Here is a 23,834-nt window from a genome sequence, read left to right as displayed (position 1 = left end):
TAACGTAATAATAGTTATTCAGCCCTGGATTACAGCGGTTGTGAATAAACAGTAATATGCTGCTGTATGAAGGAGGGGTGTTAATAAAATGAGTTTTGTCAGATCAGAGAGGAAATGTATAGAAATATTAAGGCTCTTAAAGGAATATCAGGAACCTCTCGGTGCAAAGCGTCTTTCAGAGTTAATGGCTGAACACGGGTTTACATTAACGGACAGGGCTGTTCAGTATTATCTTAGTTATCTTGATGATATGGGATTTACCCGGAAGGTTGGAAACAGAGGTCGTGTTTTAACTACTGCCGGAATATCTGAAACTGAACGTGCTCTTGTAGACGAGAGGATAGGGTTTATAATATCAAAACTTGAGAAACTTGCATTTAAAAGCACATTTAATCCGGAAACTGGTACCGGTAATGTTGCCTACAATCTCTCATATGTTCCGTATGATCAGGTTGAGCTTGTTTCAAAGGCTTTTGATGAGGTAATTGATGCTGGTCTTGCCTTTTTCTCATCTTATAAAATAGTTGATAATGATCCCCGTGTGCCTGCAGGACATTCAGGTTTTATGACGGTTTGCAGTATTACAATGGACGGTGTTCTTCAAAGAAAAGGCATTCCTGTAAAAATGGCTTTTGGAGGGATAGTCGGACTTAATAATTCAAAACCTCTGGGATTTCATGATTTGATTGGTTATAGGGGCACAACAGTGGATCCTCTTCTTTTGTTCATTAATGCAGGATTGACATCTATTGGAAAGGCAGCTAAAACCGGCAACGGAACAGTCCTTGCGAATGTACGTGAGGTTCCTGACGCTGCGAAGGATTCTGTTGAGGTTATTGCATCAAAGATGAGGGAAATGGGATTTAAGTTTCCGGTTACTATGGGAACCGGTGTGTTAAATGTAAGGCCTGATCCATACAGGACATCAATTGTTTCATACAGCGGAATGAATCTTATAGGCAACGCTTATGAGAAAGGTTATTCGATAAAAACTGAGATTGGAGCAGGAAATATTCCATATTCCGTATTTGATCTCCCCTGATTTATTTTTTAAATTTTTTTAGTAGTTTTCAAGATATTCAAAAGATGAAATGTCCATTAGTCCTTTCATTGACTGAATTTCCGCCCATCTTCCCGTTTCTTTGAAACCCGCGATCGGATTTGTTCCGCCAATCATTGATATTCCGATATAATTGGGTGTTACAGGAACTCCCAGTAACGGAGTATTTGGAACTCCTACATCCAGTACACCAACGAATCCGGCTTCATTGAGGACATCCAGGACATCAAAAACCGCAGATTCTGATTCCATATGGCATTCCCTTATGTTTCCGGTTATTGTACCGCTTCCTGTCTTTATGACATTCATAACAGAGGTGTTGCCCTGTGAGATCATGACTGTAATCGGATCAATTGTTGTGTACTCATACTGTATCATGGCAGTAAATCTTCTTGGTACAAGATTTTCCACTTCAACAAGCCCTCCTCCGATTGGATTTAGCGGGACGCCTCTTTGGTATAACAATGAGTCAAGGACAAGACTGCATATGGTGCATATTCCGGTTTTACCTTTGGGAATGACAAAATTTTCTAATTTATCCCCTTCTTTTGCAATCAGTATTCTGTCACTTACACACAGGCCTGCGGAATATGCCTCCTTAAAAGTTTTTATCGCAAATTCAAGATCTTCTGTATTGATGAGAGATAGATTGTAGATTATATTTCCTTTTTTTTCGATTGGATCATATGTAAGGTGCAGGGCGTTTTCCTCAATTTTATGATTTACAAATTTTAATGGCACATTCATATTTTATTCCTGATTTATTTTTGGTTTGAGAATAAATAATATATCTGAGTGAATGGCAACTCTGACGGAGTTTTTGTTCTCAAATTGAATCCATAAGATTTCTGCTTTGGCAGACACACCCCATCCATATTTCTCCCTGTTCTGTAAGTTTGTATATAACCCATCTGTACTGCTGATATCCTTCAATAAGTCCTGCATCCTTTAAGACGTTTAAGTGGTATGAGAGTTTTGAATCTGCAAGTTCAAGGACTTCCTTTATTGCGCAAACGCACAGGGGGCCGCCTTTTAACAGTGATAATATTTTAAGACGTACCGGATCAGTACATGCTTTGTGCATTTTACTTTGCGTTTTGGCGCATTCATCCTCCGGAAGACAATTTTTTAGTCCTTTTATTCCCCCTCTTTTCTCAATCTCCAACGCAATAACTTCCGGGATATCATCCGGCAATGGACATTTTTCATAAGAACTCATTTCAACAATATTTGAAATCACAACATTTAATAGGTATTGGTATCAATATCATTTCAAACAATCTTGAAATGGTCATATTATCACATATATTTATATAATATGTGGTGGATGGTCAGGCTAGGAGGTATAAATGCTTGAAATATTGACTGAAGTCACATGGTCTCCTTATGTTGCGGGGGCCGGAATTGGAATTCTCAGCTGGCTTGCCTTTTTGCTTTCTGACAAACCCATAGGATGTTCCACATCATATTTCAGAACATTCGGGCTTTTTAGAAAGTGCTTCAAAGGTGAGTGTGATGAAAAAAATCCGTATTATCTGAAATTTGCACCAAAAATTGACTGGCAGTGGATGCTTGTTGCAGGTATTGTCATAGGTGCGTTCATATCATCAATGCTTTCGGGTGTATTTGAGATAATCTGGGTTCCTGATATGTTTGCACAGAAATTTGGTGATGATCCATTACTCAGGCTGATTATAGCAATAATCGGAGGAGTGCTTATGGGATTTGGTGCCCGTTGGGCAGGCGGCTGTACAAGTGGTCATGGAATTTCAGGAACAACACAGCTTTCTGTAACAAGTATAGTTACTGCTGCATGTATGTTTGCAGGCGCTATAGGAACAGCTCTGATAATTTACGGGGTGCTTTAGATGCTTACCACTCTTCATAAGAACAGATCCGCACAGCTTGCTATTGGTCTGTTAATGGGTATTGTATTTGGTTTTCTCATCCAAAAAGCCGGGGTGACCAATTACGATGTAATAATCAGGCAGCTTCTTCTTCAGGATTTTACTGTTGTTAAATTAATTGCAACAGCCGTTCTTGTAGGGATGCCCGGTGTATATATCCTTAAACACTATGGATATGCAAAACTTCACATTGCAAGAGGTTCTCTTGGAACAGCGGTTGTCGGAGGGCTGATATTTGGTGTTGGTTTTGCAGTTTTAGGACTCTGTCCCGGTACTGTTGCGGGCGCTGTCGGCCAGGGATATATGGATGCACTCTTTGGAGGCTTTATCGGAATTATGCTCGGTACTGGCCTATTTGCCATGTTATATCCAAAGATCAGCGGAGGAGTACTGAAATGCAAAATGATACAGTACGACACGATACCCGATATGCTTGGCATAAAACCATCATATATTATCGTAATTTCTCTGATATTGGGAGCCGGATTCCTCTATCTTCTTGAGTATCTGGGATTGTAAAGAAGGAAAATGATAAATTAGTTAAAATTAGATTTGGAGTTGATTATAAATGATAGATGAAATGAAAAATAAACCGGATTATGAAAAAATTTCACAAATTCTTGTGGAGACCCTAAACCTGTCACAGTCTCCTGTTGCAGTTAAATTTGCAAAATCCGCCGAGGGATTACCTGAAGGCGTCCCTGAAGTTGAAGATACAGTAAGGCACTGTCAGATGGTTGCAAGTGCAGGAAAGGATGGAAAAATATTCTATGCAACCGCTGGAAAGCATGCATGTGCAGGCGGTGGATGGGCACTTGGCTTAAAGGAAATAACGCCTTCACTACAGACAGGGGAATTTTACTATAAACTTGGTAAATATGAATCATGGGCTGCATGTATGAGAACAATCCAGAGTGTCCCTTACGTTCACAAAACCGCATCAACCGAGCCTGCGACATATGCAACAGTATATGCTCCTCTTGAAAAGACACCGTTTGATCCGCATGTTGTAGTAATTGTTGCACAGCCTGTTGTTTTGTTGAAGTTTGCACAGGCAATTTTATACAAGCTTGGCGGCAGAATCCAGTCTGAGTTTTCAGGCATTCAGTCCGTATGTGCAGATGCATGTGCACAGCCTTACATTACAGGAAAACCGAATATCTCTCTTGGATGTGACGGTTCAAGAAAGTTTTCAGGAATTGATGACGATTTAATGGTCATGGGTATTCCGGCTGAACTTCTTGAAGAGATTACCGATGCCATCCCTGTTGTGACAGGCGCTGCCGGTTCAAAACTTAAAAAATAATTAAAATAATTTTTTGAATTTTTTTAAGATATTATCAGGTTTTTTTAGATATATCGTCAGGCAGTGATTATTCCCCTGCTTTTGACCCATGAAGTCTGTCTGCATAATTTATATTCAGCTGCCGCACGGGTTTTAATATTGCTGTAATTTACAGGTTTTCCATTTAGTAAAACATTAATTTTGCCTGATGACAGTTTTTGTCTTAATGATAAGTCAAGACTCCTGTATAATTTGAGGAATGCATAACTCCCTTTGTATGTATTTGTCAAAACACTACCGTCAGGATTTGAGTAACTGATTTCAACAATATCATCTGCCGTCATTGATACATCTCCTCTTTATCAGGTATAAGAAAAGCAAAAGAAAAGATAAATGATTGAAATACTTCTCATTAAACATTATAACCAGTAAGTTATATGCCTGAAAAATTTTGATATATAGATATCTGTCAATAAATTTTGTATCTGTTTATATATCCGGTTATTTTTGAAGCGTATTATACAGCCCGCAACTGTGTTTATTTTTAACAGGCCTAATGATATAATTAATTTAAAATCATACATTAATAACGGGTTTTTAGAAATCTATAAAAAATTAATAGCAAAGCAAATAAGAATTGTTTTGGAATTAATATAGAGATAAATCATTAGGTGTGGAACATAAATGCTTGAATTAAATTTTATTCGCGCAAATCCGGATATCGTTCGGGCGGATCTTACAAAAAGAAATGATCAGGAAAAACTGGGATGGATTGATGATCTGCTTGAAATCGATAAAAAAAGCCGTGATATGCAGGTTGAGATTAACCAGCTTAGAAACAGAAGAAATGTAATTGCACGCGAAATAAACGATATCAAAAAAGCAGGCGGAGACGCAACAGAATTATTTAAAGAGGCTTCAAATGTTCCAAAACAGATTAAGGAAATGGAAAAGGGCCTTGATGAAATAAAGGAGAAACTAAATTTTTACCTTATGCGCCTTCCAAATGTTCTTCATGAGAGTGTTCCGGTCGGTAAAGATGATTCGGAAAATGTTGAAGTAAAAAGATGGGGAGAGGCAAAAGTTCCTTCTTTTGAACTTAAAAATCATGGTCAGCTTGCAGTTGAAAATGAATGGGCGGATTTTGAGCGTGCGGCAAAGATTTCAGGTGCAGGATTTTATTTCCTTAAAGGAAATCTGGTTCTTCTGGATATGGCGCTTCAGCGCTTTGCAATGGATCTTCTGGTTAAGAAGGGCTATACTCCGATAACGCCTCCTTACATGATGAACCGTGCGGCATATGAAGGTGTTACAGATCTTTCTGATTTTGAAAAGGTCATGTACAAAATTGACGGCGAGGATGAGTTCCTTATTGCAACAAGCGAACATCCGATGGCTGCAATGTTTAAGGATGAAATTTTTGAGGAAAAAGATCTTCCTTTGAAGTTTGCAGGTATCAGTCCGTGTTTCAGGCGTGAGATTGGTGCACACGGGCTTGACACAAGGGGTCTTTTCCGTGTCCATCAGTTCCATAAAATTGAACAGTTTATCTTTTGCAAACCGGAAGATTCCTGGAATCTTTATACTGATCTCCTCTCAAATGCAGAAGATATTTTCCAGAAGCTTGAACTTCCCTACCATGTGGTTTCAATATGTACCGGGGATATAGGCACTGTTGCCGCAAGCAAATATGATATTGAAGTTTGGATGCCCCGCGAGAATATGTATCGTGAACTGGTTTCATGCTCCAACTGTACATCCTATCAGGCTGTAAGACTCAATATTAAAGTGCGTGATAAAAGTGATTTCAAGTCAAAACAATATGTCCACACATTAAACAGCACAGCTATTGCCACATCAAGGGCAATTCGTGCCATTCTTGAAAATAATCAGCTTGAAGACGGAACTGTTGAGATTCCAAAGGCACTAAGGCCATATATGAATAACCAGGAAACTCTCTGATTATTCCGGTTTAAAAATTCCATTTTTTTATTTTTAAAATACATCGGGTATTGAAAATGTTTCCTGAAAATTTTGATTTAATCGCATATGTCCTCGCAATTTACTTATTGACAAATTTCTTTGTGTTTTTGGTTTTTGCAAATGATAAAAGGAAGGCAAAAAAGAATATGTGGAGGACTTCTGAGAGAAAATTACTGACATATTCTTTATTTGCTCCCTTCGGGGCATATGCCGCGATGAAATTATTCAGGCATAAAACATCCAAACCCCGTTTTATATCTGTGCCCTTTTTTCTGGCACTCCATTTAATTTTGATTATGTACATTTTCTATAATATCTGGAAATAATTATTTTTTGAAATTAGGGGACTTCTCTCTCCCAGATTATTATTCCCCCATATGAAATTATTAAAAGACGGTGATAGGGAATTGGCTTGGTTGTGTTTTTTGATATGACTTCAAAATAGTTACTATCAAGGTTGCAGATTTCATCTCCTGAGGCATATGAAATATCACCTGGTGTGCCTCTGTCAATATATCCTACAAGGACTTTTGAAAAATCAAAATTTTTGTCATAAAAAAATCTTAACAGCAGTTTATGACTTGTTCTCATAGGTTTTCTAAAATATCATTATGTGACATATACTTTTTTACGAACTTTTTGATATAATACCTGACATCACCCCCCTGATTAAAATGATTTTTAATAATAATTTTTTTTAATTATCTAAAATTTGAATCCCAAACTTTATTTTGGAAAAACAGCAATCTGAAAAAATAATTATGGAACCTTTTTTCCTGTCAATAGTGATCTTGCTGCTGACAGGTATTGTTGCAGGCCTTGCATCAGGAATGCTTGGCTTTGGAGGAGCATTTATACTGGTGCCGGCACAATACTGGGTTCTTTCAAATATTTATGGCATTGATGACACCATCTCAATAAGAATTGCATTTGCAACAAGCCTGGCGGTTGTTTTCCCCACATCTGTTGCAAGTGCAATAGGCCATTCAGGACAAAAATCAGTGTTGTGGAAGGCAGCGTTTTTCCTAGGGGTTACCGGTTTTTTTGGAGGTATTTTCGGAGGTGTTATTGCAACATCGGTTGACGGTGCCGTATTGAAGTTGATTTTTTCTGTTCTTTTGTTTTCTACCGCTGGTCGTATGGTATATAAATCAAAAAAACCGGTTGAACGGGAGATGATGAAAAACCCGTTTATTTTTATGGGTATAGGATTTTTTATTGGCGTTTTATGCGGACTTCTGGGGCTCGGGGGCGGGCTTGTAATGGTGCCTGTATTGATTTTGTTCTGTAACTTTCCTCCAAAAAAAGCGGTGGGAACTTCTTCAGGTTTCATTCTGTTTTCATCAGCAGGCGCACTGATACCTTATATTCTGTTTGGTTCGAAAGTATCCTTTGATCTGCCTTTCATTTCAATAGGATACATTTCTTTATTTTTATTTCTGATTCTGGTTGCCGTTTCAGTTCCCATGGCACATGCAGGTACAGAAATCTCCAAAAGAACAGATGAAAGTTATGTGAGAATTATATTTGCCGCTTTACTGATAATTACCGGACTTCAGATGTTAATCACATGAATTTCAGATATAAATGATTATGAGCGATATTATAAGAAACAAAATAAATATTACCACGAATGCCTTTAACCAGAAATTTATATTTAATCTGATTTTGGATGGAGCTTTATTCATCAAAGCGGCTTTTTTGAATTCACTGTCTGCATCACTGCTGTGCTCTATTACAAAAGCACCCTGATAACCGCAGTTTTTGCATTTGTAAATATTGCCTGTATAAAAACCCAATACAGGGTAAATGTCGTCTGAATCACAATTTGGGCAGTGAAGCTGTTTTTTACTCATATTTATTCTCTTTTTGGCTGATATGGAGTCTTCTTTAAAAAGATTTCATCCGGATTTTTATCTTAACCTGAAAAATCATTAATCAAAAATCAGATTCTGGTTTTTTGAATGTTGTGTGGATCTGTATATAATGCTTTGGTCAGTAGTTTAATCCCTGTCATTACTTCAGGACTTATGCATTCACCAAAGTCAATGTCCTTTGGCTGTATTCCAACAAGAATTATCTCTTTGGTTATATCCCTTAAAAAATTTATAAGATTTTTAAGATCCATTATATGAGTGTCAAACCCGGTATATTCTATCATATCTTCAGGTATTATTCTGAATTCTCCGGGTGAAAGACCCATGTCTGCTGCATCCACAATAACAAGAATCTTCGTATTTTCACGTCTTACAATGCCGGTGAAATTTTCAGGTGTTGTACCGCAGACTAGTGATATCCATCCGTTTTTGGAGAAATTCTCTGCAAGATATATTCCTGCACCGTCATCATTTCGTAGTGTATTGCCCACACCCATTAAAATATTCATATCCGGCATAAATCTTTATTAGCAAATGATTAAAAGAATTGTTGAAAATGTCTCTTAAAAAAGGATTTTGGATAATTGCAGTTATCTGCTTTATAGCTGCATTCCTGACCGCAGGCTGTATTAATGGAATTTTTGCAGATTTGTCGCCGGAATATCCATCAATTCCTGTTGATTCGGGGCCTTCAGAATATATATCTGTCACAAATTCTTTTTTGTTTCAGGATTCAAAAATTACGATAACAATACCTGTTGACAAAAAAGTTTATCTGAGCGCTTATAGTTCGGACAAATATGCTTATTTTTATGAGGAGCAATTGCCGGGGAACTCCTGGTCTGACGAATATTATAATTCCTTTGTAAATGACCCGCAGCTTAATCCCCTTTATACATCGGTAATTGGTGAACTTCGCAATATTCGCGAAGAGATGAATCTTGACTCTGATGAATATGCCGAACTGATATTCACATATGTCCAGTCAATTCCCTATCATACCAATGAGATAAGAACAGAGCCAAAATTTCCGGTTGAAATGGTTTATGAAAATTCCGGGGACTGTGATGACAAGGCAATATTTGCATCAGGAATTCTTTTCAGGGAAGGATATGATGTGGTTCTTTTTGAATTTGAAGAAGAAGAGCACATGGCGGTTGGTATAAAATCCACAGATTGCGGATATATGGATACTGAATATGCCTTTGTTGAGGTTACTGATGTTAACTATGTCAGCTGGCCGACAGAAAAACTCGACGGGGACAAACCGCTTGAATCAGTCCCTTATGTCATAAAGGTTGGAAACGGAACGTATGGATATGAAAGCTGTGATGAAGTCAGCTATATTTATTCGGCTCTGAATAAAATTGAGGAAAAAGTATCTGAGTCTGAATCACTAATAGATTCCAAAAAGATTAAGTCTGAGAGTTTGTATGAAGAAATCTCTTTACTGGATGACAAAATGAGCCGCCTAAAGGCCGGCGGGAAAATAAATGAATATAATGCCCTTGTTTCATCTTATAATGAAAAAATCAGGGTTTACAATTCCACTTTTGATGAGATAGAAAAACTGATAGCTCAACATAATAATTACATAAAACTCTACAATTACATCATTGATCATAAATATGACCGGAAAGGTGTTTTTGAAAACATAAAAAATTCAGGTATATCCAACTGAGTGAATGTCCTTTTTATTCCGGTTTTTGCTTTTAAATAAATGTCCTTTTTTAAAATCCGGTAAAAATTATTTATGATCATGTTTTTTTTGGAGAGGAGTATATTCAGAAATATTTCCGTTTTTTCTGACCTTTACATATCCTGATTCTGCCAGTTCATCAAGACGTTTTTTGATTAACGCCCGTGTCGGATTCAGGCCGTGCCTGTTTAGTGCCATAAGTGTGCTTGTAACCGTTACAGGCTGATCAAAATAATTGACATGTTTTAGAATGACATCCTTAATTTCCGGAGGAGTTGTTGACCGAATCCTGTCTTTTTCAAATTCCTTTCCGGTTTTGAACGGGTTCATCAGATTATCTTATTATTTTTCCTTTAATAAAAGCCATACGGGTCAATCCTGATTTGATAAATGATCAAAAATTAAAATGACAAATTTGAAAATTATAGTATATTATTGAAGATACTTTTTTATTTTATAGATCAGTGATTTAATTATTTATGAATCCTGAATTTTTTGATTACCTGTCAGGTTCTCTTATTTTTCCGGTGAATTCAAAATCTATGTATCCTTTATAGGGATCAGTCATTAAAAGTTTCACACGGATTTTTTCCCCTACCATAAGACCCTTTTCTCCTTTCATGACTCTTCCCTCCACAGGAATTTCTTTTAGACGGACATAAGTTCCCTTATCAGATGCACCAGTTACGATTGCATCAAATAACTCTCCAATTCTGTCCTGTAACAGCACTCCTGCTGCTGCTTTTTGCATAAACCTTTCAACTTTCTTGGACAGAGCATCTCTGTCAGTGAGCCAGTCTGCTTTTTCCTCAAGTTCATAATATTTATATGCGTGTTTTCCATTTTTAAGAGCTGATTTAAGAAGCCTTTGTATTATAAGGTCTGCATATCGCCTGTTGGGGGCGGTTGAATGCGTGTAATCAGAGACTGCAAGTGCAAAATGACCAATAGGCGTTTTATCCGGTTTTAGTGCCACATATTCACCGGGGCCCATGAGTTTTATGATTGTCAGTGAAAGATCAGGAAAACGTTCAGGATCTGCCTCTTTACTTCGAATTAAGAATTCAGAAAGTTTTTTTGAATTAGGTGTGTCAGGGAGTTTTTCTCCGTGATTTGCTGCTGTTAAGACAATCCCGTCCCAGTTTTTAGGAATCCTTACAACCCTTTCAATTATTGGAAGTCCTGCATTTCCAAGGAAAACCGCCATTGTGCCGTTTGCCGCCACCATTAACTCTTCTATAATGGAACGTGCGGGATTTTGCTGTTGGATTGCAAGCTCCTTTACTTTTCCATTCTCAATAACTGGCTCTGCTTCAATAGTTTCAAAAAGGAGTGCTCCTTTTTTGACACGGTATTTTTTAAGAATTTTTGCAGTTTCATTTTGCAGCAGCAGCTGTTCTTTTAATCCGGGAATTTTTGAAACACTTTCCGGAACAGGTGTGTTGCCAAAAAGCCAGTCTCCGATTTCTTCGTAGATCAGTTTGGCCTTATTTGAAACGATGGCTCTGTATATTGTACCATAATGAACTTTTCCGGATTTTTGAACATCATATTCAATTACAACTGCAAGTCTGTCCTGATCCGGAAGAAGTGATGTTATTCCTTTTGAAAGCTTATCAGGAAGCATTGTAAATGTTACAGCTCCTGTATAAACGGATGTACCATTGTATGCGGCATGCTGATCGGCGTATGAATTTTTTGGAACGTAATAATCCACATCTGCGATTGCAACTTTTACATGAATGCTTCCGTCATTATTTCTCCTGCAGTATTCAATCTGGTCAAGATCCATGGAGTCGAAGTTGTCAATGGATGACCAGAGAAGATTCCGCAAATCCATGACATCAGGGGGAATGTCTGAAAAATCAGGTTTAATGCCTTTTATTTCTTTCAGAACTTTTTTTGAAAAATCGGGTTCAAAGCCATATTTTATCATTGTGTTCCATGCGATCTCCTTTAGATCCACATCCTGATATTTTGGCATAACAATTGATGAATTTACATATCACCATATAAATCTATGGGACATTTTTTTAAAATAATCTGGTCTGTTTCTGTTTGATAACCGCCCTGTGTTAAACAGCCTTATTTTTATAACAGTCAAAAAAAGAAAAGTTTAATCATAAACAAAGAGAATCGACTATTACCATGTGTGCTTTTTTCACCTTCAGGAAGAAACTTCCTCAAATCGTTGAAAGCCCTCCGCCTCCTGTGATGGGGCAGGGTGCAGGGATGCTTGTTCCTGAATATAAGAATAAACCCTATTTCATAGTAGCTTCTGTTGAGATGGGAAACACAACCACCAAATGCATTCTGACCGGTACTAACCTTGAAACAGGACGGACTTATATCATAAACAAAACTGTCAGTATGAGTCGTGATGTTCGCCCTCCAAAGCCCGGTGAGGAGATTTTTGGAGAAACTCTTGTGGGAACATCTATTACAAGAGAATCCGTAACAGAGCTTGTAAAAGACACTTTAATCAAATGTCACAAAGAAGCAAATCTTTCAATAATAGACGATCTTGATTTTGTAGTCAGAAGCACAGGTGTTGTTGCTGCAATGGACTCTCCTGATCAGGTCGGTGATTTTGTAATTGCCCTTGCAAACGGATGTCTTGCAGCCGGAGTGCCTCCAAAGAAGATGACTCCGCCGATGGGTATAGACAATCTTCCTCCAAAGCTTAGAGAATTCAGTTTTGCAGACAGGCTTACATTCTGTGGCACTGTTGCAGGAGTTTCGCCTCCTATCGGATCATCCGGTGTCGAGATGGTTGCAAATGAGATGGAAGGAGAACTTGCTATGGCCGGCATTAAAGAGGGTGCAAAATGGACAGAAGTTGATTTTAGAAACCCCTGTATTTCAATAGATTTCGGAACAACTCTTGACGGCCGTATTACAAGTGATGTTGGGCATGACTGTGAATGGCCGTTTGCAAAAACAATTGGAAACTTCTGCGGACTTGCAGGTGCGATTCCGGATGCACTTGTCAGAGGTACAGGTCAGGTAAAGGACAAAACAGGCACTGCCCTTGATCTCTTTGGCGATAAAAGTATCAAAAGCAATCTTTCCAGAAAGAAGACAAAAGTATCAAAAGAATATGAAGATCAGATTCATGAACTTATTGATATAAGAATTGTCCCGCCGGATCGTGATCGTTTTGGTCGTGTTCCTGTTTGTGCGGATCTTGCAATTCAGTCGGGAATTGCAATGATAGGATGTGACTGCGGAGTTAACTTTGATGGTGCAGACAATTTAAAAGCAATTGGAGCAGAAATATATAACAAATACGGCACGGGAACTCTTAATGAGGTCATAGATCATGTCTGTGCCAGAATGGCACTAAGACTGATCGATGTTGCAATTGAGAACAAACTTGTACCGCCGAATTCATCTCTGGGATTCACAGGCCGTGCGGCAATATCCGGACGCAAACCTGAGATTATCATGGAGGGCATCACAGAAAGGGGAATTTATGATGATCCATACAAGCATGTGCTGTTTGTTGATGACGGACTTGCACGTGGTGCTGCCCTGATGGGAAGATGTATGAATTCCATGGGTAAACCAAAAGATCCAATCGGTGGCGTGAGAAACGGTCCGTGTATAATGAACAGACGTATTAAAATTGGAAAATAAATCAGGTGAAAACTCTAATGGAAGAAAATACAGAGACAAAATATTATGATGTCATCATCCCCCCGGGTGTTCCTAAAAAATTAATTATTGAGATATCTGAAAAATTTGATACAGAGATTGTCGACCGCCCAAGAGCTTTAAAGTTTGCAAATATGGACGGAGATGTCAGAAACCTTCTGGCTTTCAGATGCACAAAAGAAAATGCAATTGAAATTCAGGATTACATGCTCAGTGAACTTCAAAAGTTTATTAACGAATAATAATCTTTTTTTAAACCATTTTGTAATTTTTAATAAGAATATATGAATAATCCATCCATAAAACTGTTTTACATGAAAATGGAAGCTCTTGTTTTCACGAGGCAGAACCTAAAAAAGTTAGTTTAAAAAATGTTTTTTAATCCTCTTTGCTGGATATTTTTCCATCAGGATAATTTTATTATCCTAAAGGTAATACTACCGCCATAACTAAATGTCCTCTATGATTTATGCAAACCGGCATTTTTAGTTTCAGGTCAGGGACTTTTGGGGGGATAAATAAATGGAAGATAACAGGATTTCATATCATGATTCTGTAAAAACCGTTTACAGAAAATTAAAAGAAGATGGCATTACAAATGTCTGGGATCGCTATGCCGCCCAGGGTTTTGGGGATGATCCGGATAAAAGATGCTCTTTTTGTATGGATGGAGTCAGATGCGATTTCTGTTCAAACGGCCCGTGTCGTGCAGACTCTTCTATAGATAAAAGAGGAGTCTGCGGTATTACAGCAGATGGTCTCGCTATGAGGACAATGCTTCTAAGAAACATAATGGGTGCTGCAACATATCATTACCATGCTGATAAAACCGTTTCAACATTAAGGGAAACTGCACATGGCAAAACACCTTTTAAAATTGCAGAGCCTGAAAAATTAAGAGATTTTGCAGAGAGGCTTGGCATTGATTCAATGGGCGATGACAATGACGTTGCAATAAGACTCTGCAAAATGATAACAGAGGATTTTAATCTTCCTGCAACAGAGCCCAGTGAGATCGTAAAACGGCTTGCTCCAAAAGACAGGCTTTTGCAGTGGAAAAAACTTGGAATTCTCCCTGGCGGTATTCATGCGGAATTAATGAATGCAACCGGTTCATGTCTTACAAATGTTGACGGGTATTATACCAGTCTTGCCTTAAAGGCAATGAGAATCTCAATAGCAATGGCATACCAGAGTCAGATTGTCTGTGAGTATCTTCAGGATATAATGTTCAACATTCCAAGGCCTCATTCGATGAGGGTTGATCTTGGGGTGCTTGATTCTGAATATGTCAACATACTTCCAAACGGGCATGAGCCGTTCCTTGGGTTTGCACTTGTGGAGGCTGCGAGGAAAAAGGAATGGCAGGATAAGGCTAAAGAAGCGGGTGCAAAGGGTCTTAGAATTATTGCCAACATAGAAACCGGACAGGAGATGATTCAGCGCTGGAATATGGATGATGTCTTATACGGCTATACAGGCAACTGGATTATGCAGGAGGCCGTATTGGCTACCGGTGCCGTGGATGTTTTTGTTGCCGATATGAACTGTTCTCTTCCGGTAGATCCCATATATGCCGAAAAATTCAAATTCAGACTGGTTCCTGTATCCGATCTTGTTGCCTTTGAAGGAATTACTGACAGAATAAATTATATTCCGGAAAAAGCAGAAGAGCAGGCGGAAGAACTCATAAAATTAGGAATTTCCAATTTTAAAACAAGAAAAGCCTCAGTAAAGCCGATCACAGGACTCCCTGTTAGTGAAGCAATTGTCGGATTTTCGCCTGAGAGCATTCTTGATGCACTGGGCGGGTCGCTTCAGCCTTTACTTGATGCAATTGTTGCAGGAAAAATCCGTGGTGTTGTGGGACTTGTTTCATGCACTTCGCTCAGGGACAACGGTCAGGATATTCATTCGGTGGCAGTTGCAAAAGAGCTTATAAAAAGAGATCTGCTTGTTCTTTCAATGGGCTGCGGGAATGCGGGAATGCAGGTTGCAGGGCTTTGCTCTCCAAAAGCACGTGACCTTGCCGGAGATGGATTAAAAGAAATCTGCACAGCATTATCAGTACCGCCTGTGTTAAGTTTTGGTACATGTACTGATACCGGAAGATGTGCGGATTTAATAAAAGCAGTTTCTGATGCCCTTGGAGGAGCCCCGATATCTGATCTTCCGGTTGCAGCTGCCGCACCTGAATATATGGAACAAAAAGCAACAATTGATGCAATTTTTGCTCTTGCCTATGGACTTTATACTTATGTAAATCCTGTGCCGTTTGTAACAGGCGCACCAAATCTTCTAAAACTTCTAACCGAAGATTGTGTAAATGTAACAGGCGGTCTTTTGGACGTTGAAACTGATGCAGTTAAAGCGGCGGAAAATATTCTTTCACACATCGAAAAGAACCGTAAAAAGCTTGGAATATAAATATTCCAGTTCATTTTTTATTTTTAATACCGGAAAATCCAAAAAAATTATTTTGTTTCATTAACTTTTATTATGTGGTATCCGAATTGTGTTTTTACAGGGCCTAAGATGTCCCCTTCTTTTGCATTAAAGCATGCATCTTCAAATTCCTTTACCATCATACCCTTGCCAAACCATCCAAGGCCGCCACCTTTTTTACCTGAAGGGCAGTTTGATGTTTTCTTTGCAAGGTTCTCAAAGTTATCCCCTGCTTTGATTTTTTCAAGAATTTCTTTTGCTTCTGCTTCACTTTTTACAAGTATGTGTGATGCATTTACTTTTTTTGCCATTGTTATGAATAAGACCGGAATTTTAATAATTCTTTTGGGAAACCGGAATATTACTCATTTTTGCTTTCTTCAGGTTTTCTTTCGGTCTCAATAATTTCCCATTCTCCTCTTTCGATTCTGCCTGCAATGACCATTTTATGGGCCAGGGTACATCTTGAATCATTTATGATTTTATCAAACTCTTCCTGAGTAAGTTTAAGGTAACGCGGCATTGACACTTTAAAATCTCCCTGGTCATTTTGTTTATCTATTCAGTTTTAAAATTTCTTTTATTTGTTTATTCCTTCCCTGTCTGGTTAAAAAAAAGTTCAAATTAAAAATTTTTTATTGAATTGAATATTGAATTTCAGTCATAAGGTCTTCCTCCGAAGTTTCATGTGGATTATTCAGGTAAAGCTCACGTCCTAATCCTGACAGTTCAAGATTGTTTTCCTGGCAGTAGTCAAATATTTTTTTATGTGCCATTCCAAGATTCATATACGGACCTTTATGAATTACTGACAATACTTTTGCAGCAGGAAGGTTTTTAAATCTAATTGAAGAATTTTTGATTTTAAAAGTACCTGTAACAGGTATTGCAGCCTCCATTGTTCCTTTCATATCGTCACAGTCTCCTGTGTAGATAACCATTACAGGTCCTGAAACCTTCATCTGTGAGTTTTGTTTTTCCTGAATGGAAATTTCTTCACATAGTTTTCCTATAAGTTCAGATACGATTTCGTTGTATATGCCCTCACCATTTATGCTAATGACACGGTTTGCCGGCACTTCTTTTATTTTCCAGTTCAAAAGCTCCATTTTAAACAGCTCCTCAAAAGGATTTTTTGATGAAAGAATCCTTCTCACCATTTCAAGTCGTCTGATTTCATTGTTTGTTCTTGTAAGGCATTCCTGAAACAGTTTTCTTACTAAAGGACTGTTTTTATCATTTTCTGAGAGAATAAGGCTGATTTGGTCCAGAGAAAATCCAAGATTTATCAGCGAACCAATCCAGATTGCATTTTCAATCTGTTCAGAATTGTAATACCTGTAACCAGAACAGATATCCTTTTTTACAGGCACAAGAAGACCTTTTTTTTCATAGCAGTACAGGGCTTTTTTTGACAGTCTTGTAATCTCTGAAAATTTTCCTATTGAAATCATTTCAACGTCCATGGTTTGGAAAATATTGTCCTTTTTTTAAAATACGACCTTGCAGTCAACCCCGGGGAAGACATTATATTATGGAAATTTGCTGAATATTTTGAATATATGCAGACTGTATAATATCATATGTTTTACATACAAATTGTAAATATAGATTCGTTTTTCTTAATCTTTTCATAAGATACCTTAAACTGTATTGAGAAATAATATTTTAATCAACTTTTTAAAACAATTATCTGGAAGTGAAACTTGTGCACAAAGAAGAACTAATTGCCCTTCATCAGTTTATGTACTCAATCAAGGAGAGTTTTGAACAGGAAAACTCAGGGATATCGTTTGTAGAATATGAAGACCTGAATATAAAACCGAATCAGGTACACAAAAGCAAAATGGAGCACAAGCATGCAATATTTGTTCTTGGTGAAGATATTGCAAAAGCCATGAAGGATGTAGAGCCTTCCGCATCAAAGAGAATTGCGGACAGAATGCATGAACTGGCTTTAAAAACCGAAAAAGAGATCGACGAAGATCCAAGTAATAAATTTTAAAAATATTAATAATCTTTTTCTGTTCTTATCAGATATTCTGCCAGATATTCAGGTATGGGCACGCCCATGCAATGCCAGTTTGGCGTTCCGTTAACTTCCAAAACGGTATATGAGTCATTTACCGGGAGAAGATCAACTCCGCAATAATCAATGTTTATTGCATGTGCGGCTTTTGATGCAACATCTGCCATTTCATCAGGAATATCAATTACAGGAACACCAGTTCCTCCCTGATGGATATTATGCGCAAAAGAGTCCGAACTTCTTTTAATTGCGCCGGCTGCCTCTCCGTCTATGACAAATACCCTGTAATCACAGTTGTTTTCGACAAACTCCTGTATATAATATGGCGGAATTTCCTTTATTTCCTCAACTGATGAGAATGGATAAATTCCATTGCCGTCATATCCGTAAACCGGTTTATATACAGCTTTTTTATGGATATCAATAAATTCCCTGATCCTGTCTTTAGAATTTGTAAAAATTGTTTCAGGAGTCGGAACACCTGCTTTGATAAGTCTTGCACTGGTCTGGGCCTTGCTTGCACATGTCGCAATTGAATCAGGTGAGTTTACAACTTTATTGTTAATATTTAGGGCATTTATTATTTCAAACTGGATACCGTCCTGTTTAATTCCACAAACCCAGATTATATCGTTTTCAATTTCGTCAGAGAAGGGATCAATATCATCAATATTGAGATATGAAAATTCGGCTTTTTTTTCTTTTAGTGCATCAGCGACCATAACTGTCGAATTGTCATCAGGCGTATCGGTTGGTTTTTTTATGATTCTTATCATGATATCACGAAAAAAAAAGATTAATTTATATCAGCAAGTTCGTCTTGTTTGTCCATTGGTTTTGCAAATTTCTTCCAGACATTTTCCCTGTAAACAGGTCCAGAATTATATGTGCAAAATGGAATGAGTTTGCCATCAGGGGTTGCATAATGAATGCAACAGCGCTGCACTCTCTCAACATCATAATTATAATTGTCCATGAAGTGCATTGTTCCGATAAAAAGTGCATTCCAGTGGAATTCCTTTAATGCCTGGAAGTCCTGCTTTAACAGTGCCTGGTAGAGCATCTTCCAGAACTGACCTGTTTTACCTGATCCGCTCTTTTTTACGGATGAATGGAAACCTTTGAGTCCTTCGGCAAGAGTCAGATATTTATTAAGAGAACCTTTGTTTTTAAGATCATCCGCCATAATATTGATGACTTTGAAGAATTCGTCAACATCAATCATCTCATTGACAGGTACAAGGCCGTTTTCGGTTACAAATGCATATGTTGCAGCACCACAGTGCTGGTGGGTTGTAAATCTTATCTGTGGTTTTCCTGTATATGATTCAACAAGATCTGATACAGGTATCATACAGGGAACAGGATAGAAATAATCCTGCCTGATTTTTCCATTTGTCTGTTCTTCAATCCTTTTTGTGAGATCAGGAATTGTGACACGCTCGTTAATGACATCATCTTCAGATGCGGCACCTGTAAATGCAACCGGCTGGAAGTTAACTCCTCTTACGACATCAACGTGTTCTGCTGCGAATTTGATAATGTCACCAACCTCATGATCGTTTTTGCCGTTTATGATTGTTGGTACAAGGACAATACCCTGGCGTACTTCAGAACAATTTTCAATAACTTTTTTACTGATATTAATCATCGGGTTTGTTTCTTTTGAAACACCGTCAAAATGGAGATAAAGTGTGCTAAGCCCTGCACATTTCAGATCCATTACATACTGCCTGTCTTTTGCGAGTTTGACACCGTTTGAAGCCATCTGGATCTGTTTAAAGCCAAGTTCTTTTGCCTTTTTGATGATTTCAACAAGGTCATCACGCATTGTGGGCTCTCCACCTGCAAACTGGACTGCAGGTGCAGGACATGGTTTTTGTTCCCTGAGCATTTTGAGCATTGAAACAATTTCATCAAATGAAGGCTCATAAACATATCCGCAGGCACGCGCATTTGCAAAACAAAAATCACAGTTTAAATTGCAGCGGTTTGTAAGATCAATATTTGCAAGAAGTGTTGTTGATTTATGGTTATTGCAAAGACCGCATCCGGTCGGGCAGTCTTGTGGGACTATGCAATTATTTGGATTTTCAATACCGGTGCCTACTGCTTCAAAAGAGTCAAAACGACTGTACATGTCTGCATCAGACCAGTAAAGGTGTTTAAATTCTCCATGTTCCGGGCATTTCCTGACAATCCAGATCTTATTGTCTTCTTCGATAATGTCTGCCGGAAGAACAGCACCACATTCAGGGCATAGACCTTTTGTTTTTTTAATTACCATGTTTGATCTCACTTTTTTAGATATTGTTAGTCTTATTCGGAATATTATCTAATAAAATCATTGTTTACTGGTGAAACAATTTTTAGTCATATAATCCTTTTTTGGCAATAATTATTTTGGTACATTATTTATTTTATTAATTCACTATAATAGTCATATTGTCATCTTTAAACTTTAATTTATGGGATTTTGCCATATCTTTATTCATAGCGCTGTGGATTATGATCCCTGCCTATGTCCCGAACTCTGCTGCAGCAGTATTTGGTGGAGGCAAACCAATTGACGGAGGCAGGAACTGGAAAGACGGGCGCCGCATATTTGGTGAGGGCAAAACATGGAGAGGCCTTTTTGGAGGCATATTAAGTGGTATTGCTGCAGGTATTTTGCTTATTGCAATTGGATATTATGCGGGTTTTACGATTCACACATTTCTTTCAGTAGTACTTCTGGCAACAGGGGCATTGCTTGGTGATCTTGTAAAAAGTTTCTTTAAACGGAGACTTGATAAAAAACGCGGTGAGGAATGGTTAATAGCAGATCAATATGATCTGGTTGCAGGATCGCTTCTTCTTGTGCTTATTTTCAATTACAACTGGGCTGTAATTAATCTGACACTTCCTGTTTTGCTATGGATTATTATTATTACACCACTATTACATAGAGGAGCAAACATTATTGGTTATCTTATCGGAGTCAAGGATGTCCCATGGTAAATGAAATAGCAGAAGTTTTGATAAAATACGGTGCAATTGAATTTGGAGATTTTACTCTTGCATCAGGTGCAAAAAGCAGTTATTATATTGATATTAAAACCGCATCAACAAATCCTGAGTTATTGTCACCTATCGGAAAGGCAATAGCTGAAAAATTTGACTTTGATGTGGTGGCAGGAGTTGCCGTCGGAGCTGTTCCCATTGCAGTATCAGTTTCGATTTTCTCAGGCAAACCATATTCTATTATCAGAAAAGAGAAGAAGGAGCATGGAAAATCCGGTGCAATAATCGGTGATGTAAAAGGGAAAAATGTGCTTCTGGTTGAGGATGTGACAACATCCGGCGGAAGTGTGATTTATGGCATTGATGCGCTTCGTGATGCAGGAGCAATTGTCAAAACAGTTGTAACAGTCGTTGATCGCGAACAGGGTGCATCTGAAAAGCTTTCCAATTCAGATGTAAAGCTTGTTCCGCTTGTCCGTGTTTCGGAAATTTTGAAAAAAGATAATGAATGATTTCCTGAAAATTTGTACGGCGGGGCGATAAAGTATTCAGGCTTCGTTTGTATAAATGAAAATCAGCAAGTGGCTTACATAATAAAAAACAGACCAAATTTTTAGTTTGATAGTGGTGAAATAATATGGTAATGAAAGTACTGGTTGTGGGTGGAGGCGGCAGAGAACACGCAATTGCAAAAACGCTTTCCAAAAATGATAATTGTGAAATATATGCCGTAATGGCAAAAAGAAATCCAGGAATTGCAAGACTGGCAAAAGAATATCTGATTGCAAAAGAGACTGAAGTCGAAACTGTTGCAGGTTTTGCAGAGAATTTTGGAATTGAATATGCCGTTATAGGACCTGAAGCTCCTTTGGAAGCAGGAATTGTTGACTATCTCGAAAATCATGGTATTGCCTGCGTGGGTCCGTCAAGAGCGGCAGCCCGCCTTGAAACTGATAAGGCATTTTGCCGTGAAATGATGGAAAAATATGGCGTTTCCGGATGCCCAAAATACCGTGTGTTTCATGAAGCAGAAGAAGCCTGTAAATATATTGAAGATTTCAAGGGCGATCTCGCAATAAAACCAATTGGCCTTACCGGAGGCAAGGGCGTCAAAATTATGGGAGAGCACTTCGGAAAGGAAGGAGCGATTGAATATATAAAAGAGATTGGAGGAGAGGTAGTTCTGGAAGAACGCCTGATTGGTGAAGAGTTTACACTAATGGCTTTTGTAGACGGCACACATGTTGTCCCTATGCCTCTTGTCCAGGATCACAAGCGTGCATTTGAAGGAGATGTCGGCCCGAACACCGGGGGGATGGGTTCATATTCCATGCCTGATCATATGTTCCCGTTTGTAACAAAAGCAGACTATGACAAGGCTCTTGCAATAATGGAGGATGTCGTTGCTTTCATGAGCAGTTCCGGCACTGTTTACAGAGGAATGCTTTATGGCCAGTTTATGAATACTGCTGAAGGACCAAAAGTCATTGAATTCAATGCACGTTTCGGTGATCCCGAGGCAATGAATCTGTTAACATTACTCTCGTCTGATTTTTGCAATATTGTAGAAAAAATTGTAAAAGGGACACTTTCACCTTCTGATGTTGTATTTGAGAAGAAGTCAACGGTATGTAAATATATTGTTCCAAAAGGATATCCGGATTCACCCATTCCCGGTGATATTATCGAATTAGGAGATATCGGGGATGCCCATGTCTACTATGCTAATGTTACCGAAGAAAATAATGTCTTATATACTCAGACCTCAAGAACCCTTGCTTTTGTCGGAATGGCAGACACCCTTGAAGAAGCTGAGAAAATTGCAGAGAAAGCAGCATCTTCGGTTAAAGGCAGTGTCCGTTACCGCAGGGATATAGGTACTAATGAAGTTCTCCAAAAGCGTATTGATCATATGAAGGAGATTAGATGAAAAAAAATTTTCTTTCAATATTGGATTTTACAAAAAATGATCTTTTTGAAGCTTTAGACCTGGCTCTGGAACTAAAGGAGAAACGTAAAAACGAAGAATTTCCAGAACTTCTTCCCAAAAAAACACTTGGGATGATCTTTGAAAAAGCGTCAACGAGAACGCGTATATCATTTGAAACAGGGATGTTTGAACTTGGAGGACATGCCATTTTTTTAAATCCAAATGATATGCAGCTTGGAAGAGGAGAAGCAATTTGTGATACTGCAAAAGTTTTGTCGCGTTATCTTTCTGTTGTGATGATGCGTTCCAATTCTCACAGCACAGTTGAAGAGATCGCAGATAATGCAAATATACCGGTAATAAACGGTCTTTCCGATAAAGAACACCCCTGTCAGATACTTGCCGATATTCTTACAATGAAAGAGATTTTCAAAGACGATCTAAATAAACTAAAAGTTGTATGGATTGGCGATGGCAACAATGTCTGCAATTCCCTGATTCTTTCATCAGTTCTTACCGGCTATGAGGTGTGTGTTTCAACACCTAAAGGTTATGAGCCTGATCCTGAATATATAAAAAATGCTCAAAAGGCCGGTGGAAATGTGAAATATATTGAAGATCCGGCAAAAGCGGCAGAAGATGCTGATGTCATATATACCGACACCTGGATATCCATGGGTTCCGAGGCTGAAAAGGATTCAAGGCTTCAGGCTTTTTCAGGCTATTGTGTTGATGAGAATCTTTTGAAAAATGCAAAAGACGGTGCAGTTGTTATGCATTGTCTTCCGGCACACAGGGGAGATGAAATTACAGACAGTGTTATGGATGGAAAACAAAGTGTTGTCTGGCAACAGGCCGAAAACAGACTTCATGCCCAAAAGGCACTTATGGTCATGCTTTTAGGGAAGAATAAATAAAATATTTTCAAAAATAAAATACATTTTTATAAACACTAATTT

Annotated in this window: 29 protein-coding genes; 16 read left to right on the top strand and 13 right to left on the bottom strand. The window is 38.2% G+C overall.

What is annotated here, in order from left to right:
• Positions 1–88 precede the first annotated feature (88 nt).
• Positions 89–1,042 carry a DUF128 domain-containing protein gene (locus F1737_RS05470; RefSeq protein WP_317137767.1) on the top strand — a complete coding sequence of 318 codons (954 nt, stop codon included), beginning with the start codon at positions 89–91 and terminating at the stop codon, positions 1,040–1,042.
• An 18-nt stretch (positions 1,043–1,060) separates the two neighbouring features.
• On the opposite strand, the gene F1737_RS05465 is transcribed toward F1737_RS05470, so the two are convergent.
• Together F1737_RS05465 and F1737_RS05460 are read right to left on the bottom strand one after the other, a co-directional pair.
• Entirely contained in the window at positions 1,061–1,807 is a 747-nt protein-coding gene (locus tag F1737_RS05465; RefSeq protein WP_317137766.1) for a DUF128 domain-containing protein, read from the bottom strand.
• 79 nt (positions 1,808–1,886) lie between these two features.
• The gene (locus tag F1737_RS05460) at positions 1,887–2,279 is read right to left on the bottom strand and encodes an ArsR/SmtB family transcription factor (RefSeq protein ID WP_317137765.1); all 393 of its coding nucleotides are present in this window, start codon (positions 2,277–2,279) and stop codon (positions 1,887–1,889) included.
• A gap of 130 nt (positions 2,280–2,409) precedes the next feature.
• Here F1737_RS05460 and F1737_RS05455 point away from each other — a divergent pair, with 130 nt between their 5' ends.
• From F1737_RS05455 to F1737_RS05445, 3 genes are read left to right on the top strand one after another with little or no spacing between them, the layout of a single operon-like run.
• Positions 2,410–2,928 (top strand): YeeE/YedE thiosulfate transporter family protein, encoded by a 519-nt coding sequence (locus tag F1737_RS05455; RefSeq protein WP_317137764.1) that lies wholly within the window; start codon positions 2,410–2,412, stop codon positions 2,926–2,928.
• Positions 2,929–3,486, top strand: coding sequence for a YeeE/YedE thiosulfate transporter family protein (locus tag F1737_RS05450; RefSeq protein WP_317137763.1), 558 nt, complete (start codon positions 2,929–2,931; stop codon positions 3,484–3,486). It abuts the gene before it with no gap.
• A gap of 49 nt (positions 3,487–3,535) precedes the next feature.
• Positions 3,536–4,273, top strand: a complete 738-nt coding sequence (locus F1737_RS05445; RefSeq protein ID WP_317137762.1) for a DUF169 domain-containing protein — start codon at positions 3,536–3,538, stop codon at positions 4,271–4,273.
• A gap of 56 nt (positions 4,274–4,329) precedes the next feature.
• Here F1737_RS05445 and F1737_RS05440 read toward each other — a convergent pair whose 3' ends face one another.
• Complete coding sequence (locus F1737_RS05440) at positions 4,330–4,596, bottom strand: hypothetical protein (protein WP_317137761.1); 267 nt, start codon at positions 4,594–4,596, stop codon at positions 4,330–4,332.
• A gap of 340 nt (positions 4,597–4,936) precedes the next feature.
• Here F1737_RS05440 and serS point away from each other — a divergent pair, with 340 nt between their 5' ends.
• Together serS and F1737_RS05430 are read left to right on the top strand one after the other, a co-directional pair.
• Positions 4,937–6,214: a serine--tRNA ligase gene (gene serS, locus F1737_RS05435; RefSeq protein WP_317137760.1), complete on the top strand. Its 1,278-nt coding sequence runs from the start codon at positions 4,937–4,939 to the stop codon at positions 6,212–6,214.
• A 56-nt stretch (positions 6,215–6,270) separates the two neighbouring features.
• On the top strand, positions 6,271–6,561 hold the full coding sequence (locus F1737_RS05430; protein WP_317137759.1) for a DUF1294 domain-containing protein: 291 nt from the start codon (positions 6,271–6,273) through the stop codon (positions 6,559–6,561).
• 13 nt (positions 6,562–6,574) lie between these two features.
• On the opposite strand, the gene F1737_RS05425 is transcribed toward F1737_RS05430, so the two are convergent.
• Complete coding sequence (locus F1737_RS05425) at positions 6,575–6,826, bottom strand: DUF504 domain-containing protein (protein ID WP_317137758.1); 252 nt, start codon at positions 6,824–6,826, stop codon at positions 6,575–6,577.
• A gap of 170 nt (positions 6,827–6,996) precedes the next feature.
• Between F1737_RS05425 and F1737_RS05420 the strand changes: the two genes are divergently transcribed.
• Positions 6,997–7,809 carry a sulfite exporter TauE/SafE family protein gene (locus tag F1737_RS05420; RefSeq protein WP_317137757.1) on the top strand — a complete coding sequence of 271 codons (813 nt, stop codon included), beginning with the start codon at positions 6,997–6,999 and terminating at the stop codon, positions 7,807–7,809.
• A 3-nt stretch (positions 7,810–7,812) separates the two neighbouring features.
• On the opposite strand, the gene F1737_RS05415 is transcribed toward F1737_RS05420, so the two are convergent.
• Both F1737_RS05415 and F1737_RS05410 read right to left on the bottom strand, forming a co-directional pair.
• The gene (locus F1737_RS05415; RefSeq protein WP_317137756.1) at positions 7,813–8,091 is read right to left on the bottom strand and encodes a hypothetical protein; all 279 of its coding nucleotides are present in this window, start codon (positions 8,089–8,091) and stop codon (positions 7,813–7,815) included.
• Positions 8,092–8,180: 89 nt separating this feature from the next.
• The gene (locus tag F1737_RS05410) at positions 8,181–8,609 is read right to left on the bottom strand and encodes a hydrogenase 3 maturation endopeptidase HyCI (protein WP_317137755.1); all 429 of its coding nucleotides are present in this window, start codon (positions 8,607–8,609) and stop codon (positions 8,181–8,183) included.
• A 59-nt stretch (positions 8,610–8,668) separates the two neighbouring features.
• On the opposite strand from F1737_RS05410, the gene F1737_RS05405 reads away from it, so the two are divergent.
• A complete protein-coding gene (locus F1737_RS05405) occupies positions 8,669–9,793 on the top strand; it encodes a kinetochore Spc7 family protein (RefSeq protein ID WP_317137754.1) in 1,125 nt (374 codons plus the stop codon).
• A 66-nt stretch (positions 9,794–9,859) separates the two neighbouring features.
• On the opposite strand, the gene F1737_RS05400 is transcribed toward F1737_RS05405, so the two are convergent.
• Positions 9,860–10,141 (bottom strand): hypothetical protein, encoded by a 282-nt coding sequence (locus tag F1737_RS05400; protein ID WP_317137753.1) that lies wholly within the window; start codon positions 10,139–10,141, stop codon positions 9,860–9,862.
• A 169-nt stretch (positions 10,142–10,310) separates the two neighbouring features.
• Positions 10,311–11,795, bottom strand: a complete 1,485-nt coding sequence (locus tag F1737_RS05395; protein ID WP_317137752.1) for an RNB domain-containing ribonuclease — start codon at positions 11,793–11,795, stop codon at positions 10,311–10,313.
• 164 nt (positions 11,796–11,959) lie between these two features.
• On the opposite strand from F1737_RS05395, the gene F1737_RS05390 reads away from it, so the two are divergent.
• The 3 genes from F1737_RS05390 (at position 11,960) to cooS (ending at position 15,895) form a co-directional block, all read left to right on the top strand.
• Positions 11,960–13,450 (top strand): methanogenesis marker 14 protein, encoded by a 1,491-nt coding sequence (locus F1737_RS05390; protein WP_317137751.1) that lies wholly within the window; start codon positions 11,960–11,962, stop codon positions 13,448–13,450.
• 17 nt (positions 13,451–13,467) lie between these two features.
• Positions 13,468–13,710, top strand: a complete 243-nt coding sequence (locus F1737_RS05385) for a hypothetical protein (RefSeq protein ID WP_317137750.1) — start codon at positions 13,468–13,470, stop codon at positions 13,708–13,710.
• 280 nt (positions 13,711–13,990) lie between these two features.
• Entirely contained in the window at positions 13,991–15,895 is a 1,905-nt protein-coding gene (gene cooS, locus F1737_RS05380; RefSeq protein ID WP_317137749.1) for an anaerobic carbon-monoxide dehydrogenase catalytic subunit, read from the top strand.
• 47 nt (positions 15,896–15,942) lie between these two features.
• Here cooS and F1737_RS05375 read toward each other — a convergent pair whose 3' ends face one another.
• The 3 genes from F1737_RS05375 to F1737_RS05365 all read right to left on the bottom strand — a co-directional run bounded on the left by F1737_RS05375 (position 15,943) and on the right by F1737_RS05365 (position 17,379).
• Complete coding sequence (locus F1737_RS05375; protein ID WP_317137748.1) at positions 15,943–16,224, bottom strand: peptidylprolyl isomerase; 282 nt, start codon at positions 16,222–16,224, stop codon at positions 15,943–15,945.
• Positions 16,225–16,274: 50 nt separating this feature from the next.
• The gene (locus F1737_RS05370; protein ID WP_317137747.1) at positions 16,275–16,436 is read right to left on the bottom strand and encodes a hypothetical protein; all 162 of its coding nucleotides are present in this window, start codon (positions 16,434–16,436) and stop codon (positions 16,275–16,277) included.
• 112 nt (positions 16,437–16,548) lie between these two features.
• Complete coding sequence (locus F1737_RS05365; RefSeq protein ID WP_317137746.1) at positions 16,549–17,379, bottom strand: MerR family transcriptional regulator; 831 nt, start codon at positions 17,377–17,379, stop codon at positions 16,549–16,551.
• A 242-nt stretch (positions 17,380–17,621) separates the two neighbouring features.
• Between F1737_RS05365 and F1737_RS05360 the strand changes: the two genes are divergently transcribed.
• Entirely contained in the window at positions 17,622–17,918 is a 297-nt protein-coding gene (locus tag F1737_RS05360) for a UPF0058 family protein (protein ID WP_317137745.1), read from the top strand.
• 5 nt (positions 17,919–17,923) lie between these two features.
• On the opposite strand, the gene F1737_RS05355 is transcribed toward F1737_RS05360, so the two are convergent.
• Both F1737_RS05355 and tes read right to left on the bottom strand, forming a co-directional pair.
• Entirely contained in the window at positions 17,924–18,718 is a 795-nt protein-coding gene (locus F1737_RS05355; RefSeq protein WP_317137744.1) for an ATP-grasp domain-containing protein, read from the bottom strand.
• 20 nt (positions 18,719–18,738) lie between these two features.
• Positions 18,739–20,229 carry a tetraether lipid synthase Tes gene (gene tes / locus F1737_RS05350; RefSeq protein ID WP_317137743.1) on the bottom strand — a complete coding sequence of 497 codons (1,491 nt, stop codon included), beginning with the start codon at positions 20,227–20,229 and terminating at the stop codon, positions 18,739–18,741.
• A 221-nt stretch (positions 20,230–20,450) separates the two neighbouring features.
• On the opposite strand from tes, the gene F1737_RS05345 reads away from it, so the two are divergent.
• The 4 genes from F1737_RS05345 to argF all read left to right on the top strand — a co-directional run bounded on the left by F1737_RS05345 (position 20,451) and on the right by argF (position 23,792).
• Positions 20,451–20,942, top strand: coding sequence for a CDP-2,3-bis-(O-geranylgeranyl)-sn-glycerol synthase (locus tag F1737_RS05345; protein ID WP_317137742.1), 492 nt, complete (start codon positions 20,451–20,453; stop codon positions 20,940–20,942).
• Positions 20,936–21,457: an orotate phosphoribosyltransferase gene (gene pyrE, locus F1737_RS05340; RefSeq protein ID WP_317137741.1), complete on the top strand. Its 522-nt coding sequence runs from the start codon at positions 20,936–20,938 to the stop codon at positions 21,455–21,457. The genes F1737_RS05345 and pyrE overlap by 7 nt, the downstream gene beginning before the upstream one ends.
• Positions 21,458–21,582: 125 nt before the next feature.
• On the top strand, positions 21,583–22,875 hold the full coding sequence (purD, locus tag F1737_RS05335) for a phosphoribosylamine--glycine ligase (protein WP_317137740.1): 1,293 nt from the start codon (positions 21,583–21,585) through the stop codon (positions 22,873–22,875).
• Positions 22,872–23,792, top strand: coding sequence for an ornithine carbamoyltransferase (gene argF / locus F1737_RS05330; protein ID WP_317137739.1), 921 nt, complete (start codon positions 22,872–22,874; stop codon positions 23,790–23,792). The genes purD and argF overlap by 4 nt, the downstream gene beginning before the upstream one ends.
• Positions 23,793–23,834: the final 42 nt, after the last annotated feature.

It is taken from the genome of Methanoplanus sp. FWC-SCC4 (genome assembly GCF_032878975.1).
GTDB classification, from domain to species: Archaea; Halobacteriota; Methanomicrobia; order Methanomicrobiales; family Methanomicrobiaceae; genus Methanochimaera; species Methanochimaera problematica.
The sequence above is the reverse complement of the archived record's forward strand: the minus strand, read 5'-3'. Positions and strand labels throughout refer to the sequence as shown.

What these genes read in the sequence shown, in the direction of transcription:
- F1737_RS05450 (WP_317137763.1), top strand. Translation starts at nt 2,929, where the DNA reads ATGCTTACCACTCTTCATAAGAACAGATCCGCACAGCTTGCTATTGGT.
- F1737_RS05405 (WP_317137754.1), top strand. Translation starts at nt 8,669, where the DNA reads ATGTCTCTTAAAAAAGGATTTTGGATAATTGCAGTTATCTGCTTTATA.
- F1737_RS05410 (WP_317137755.1), bottom strand. Translation starts at nt 8,609, where the DNA reads ATGGGTGTGGGCAATACACTACGAAATGATGACGGTGCAGGAATATAT.
- F1737_RS05440 (WP_317137761.1), bottom strand. Translation starts at nt 4,596, where the DNA reads ATGACGGCAGATGATATTGTTGAAATCAGTTACTCAAATCCTGACGGT.
- F1737_RS05470 (WP_317137767.1), top strand. Translation starts at nt 89, where the DNA reads ATGAGTTTTGTCAGATCAGAGAGGAAATGTATAGAAATATTAAGGCTC.
- purD (WP_317137740.1), top strand. Translation starts at nt 21,583, where the DNA reads ATGGTAATGAAAGTACTGGTTGTGGGTGGAGGCGGCAGAGAACACGCA.
- serS (WP_317137760.1), top strand. Translation starts at nt 4,937, where the DNA reads ATGCTTGAATTAAATTTTATTCGCGCAAATCCGGATATCGTTCGGGCG.
- F1737_RS05365 (WP_317137746.1), bottom strand. Translation starts at nt 17,379, where the DNA reads ATGGACGTTGAAATGATTTCAATAGGAAAATTTTCAGAGATTACAAGA.
- F1737_RS05445 (WP_317137762.1), top strand. Translation starts at nt 3,536, where the DNA reads ATGATAGATGAAATGAAAAATAAACCGGATTATGAAAAAATTTCACAA.
- F1737_RS05425 (WP_317137758.1), bottom strand. Translation starts at nt 6,826, where the DNA reads ATGAGAACAAGTCATAAACTGCTGTTAAGATTTTTTTATGACAAAAAT.
- F1737_RS05465 (WP_317137766.1), bottom strand. Translation starts at nt 1,807, where the DNA reads ATGAATGTGCCATTAAAATTTGTAAATCATAAAATTGAGGAAAACGCC.
- argF (WP_317137739.1), top strand. Translation starts at nt 22,872, where the DNA reads ATGAAAAAAAATTTTCTTTCAATATTGGATTTTACAAAAAATGATCTT.
- F1737_RS05415 (WP_317137756.1), bottom strand. Translation starts at nt 8,091, where the DNA reads ATGAGTAAAAAACAGCTTCACTGCCCAAATTGTGATTCAGACGACATT.
- F1737_RS05385 (WP_317137750.1), top strand. Translation starts at nt 13,468, where the DNA reads ATGGAAGAAAATACAGAGACAAAATATTATGATGTCATCATCCCCCCG.
- F1737_RS05460 (WP_317137765.1), bottom strand. Translation starts at nt 2,279, where the DNA reads ATGAGTTCTTATGAAAAATGTCCATTGCCGGATGATATCCCGGAAGTT.
- F1737_RS05395 (WP_317137752.1), bottom strand. Translation starts at nt 11,795, where the DNA reads ATGCCAAAATATCAGGATGTGGATCTAAAGGAGATCGCATGGAACACA.
- F1737_RS05345 (WP_317137742.1), top strand. Translation starts at nt 20,451, where the DNA reads ATGATCCCTGCCTATGTCCCGAACTCTGCTGCAGCAGTATTTGGTGGA.
- F1737_RS05375 (WP_317137748.1), bottom strand. Translation starts at nt 16,224, where the DNA reads ATGGCAAAAAAAGTAAATGCATCACACATACTTGTAAAAAGTGAAGCA.
- cooS (WP_317137749.1), top strand. Translation starts at nt 13,991, where the DNA reads ATGGAAGATAACAGGATTTCATATCATGATTCTGTAAAAACCGTTTAC.
- pyrE (WP_317137741.1), top strand. Translation starts at nt 20,936, where the DNA reads ATGGTAAATGAAATAGCAGAAGTTTTGATAAAATACGGTGCAATTGAA.
- F1737_RS05355 (WP_317137744.1), bottom strand. Translation starts at nt 18,718, where the DNA reads ATGATAAGAATCATAAAAAAACCAACCGATACGCCTGATGACAATTCG.
- F1737_RS05400 (WP_317137753.1), bottom strand. Translation starts at nt 10,141, where the DNA reads ATGAACCCGTTCAAAACCGGAAAGGAATTTGAAAAAGACAGGATTCGG.
- F1737_RS05390 (WP_317137751.1), top strand. Translation starts at nt 11,960, where the DNA reads ATGTGTGCTTTTTTCACCTTCAGGAAGAAACTTCCTCAAATCGTTGAA.
- F1737_RS05430 (WP_317137759.1), top strand. Translation starts at nt 6,271, where the DNA reads ATGTTTCCTGAAAATTTTGATTTAATCGCATATGTCCTCGCAATTTAC.
- F1737_RS05420 (WP_317137757.1), top strand. Translation starts at nt 6,997, where the DNA reads ATGGAACCTTTTTTCCTGTCAATAGTGATCTTGCTGCTGACAGGTATT.
- F1737_RS05370 (WP_317137747.1), bottom strand. Translation starts at nt 16,436, where the DNA reads ATGCCGCGTTACCTTAAACTTACTCAGGAAGAGTTTGATAAAATCATA.
- F1737_RS05455 (WP_317137764.1), top strand. Translation starts at nt 2,410, where the DNA reads ATGCTTGAAATATTGACTGAAGTCACATGGTCTCCTTATGTTGCGGGG.
- tes (WP_317137743.1), bottom strand. Translation starts at nt 20,229, where the DNA reads ATGGTAATTAAAAAAACAAAAGGTCTATGCCCTGAATGTGGTGCTGTT.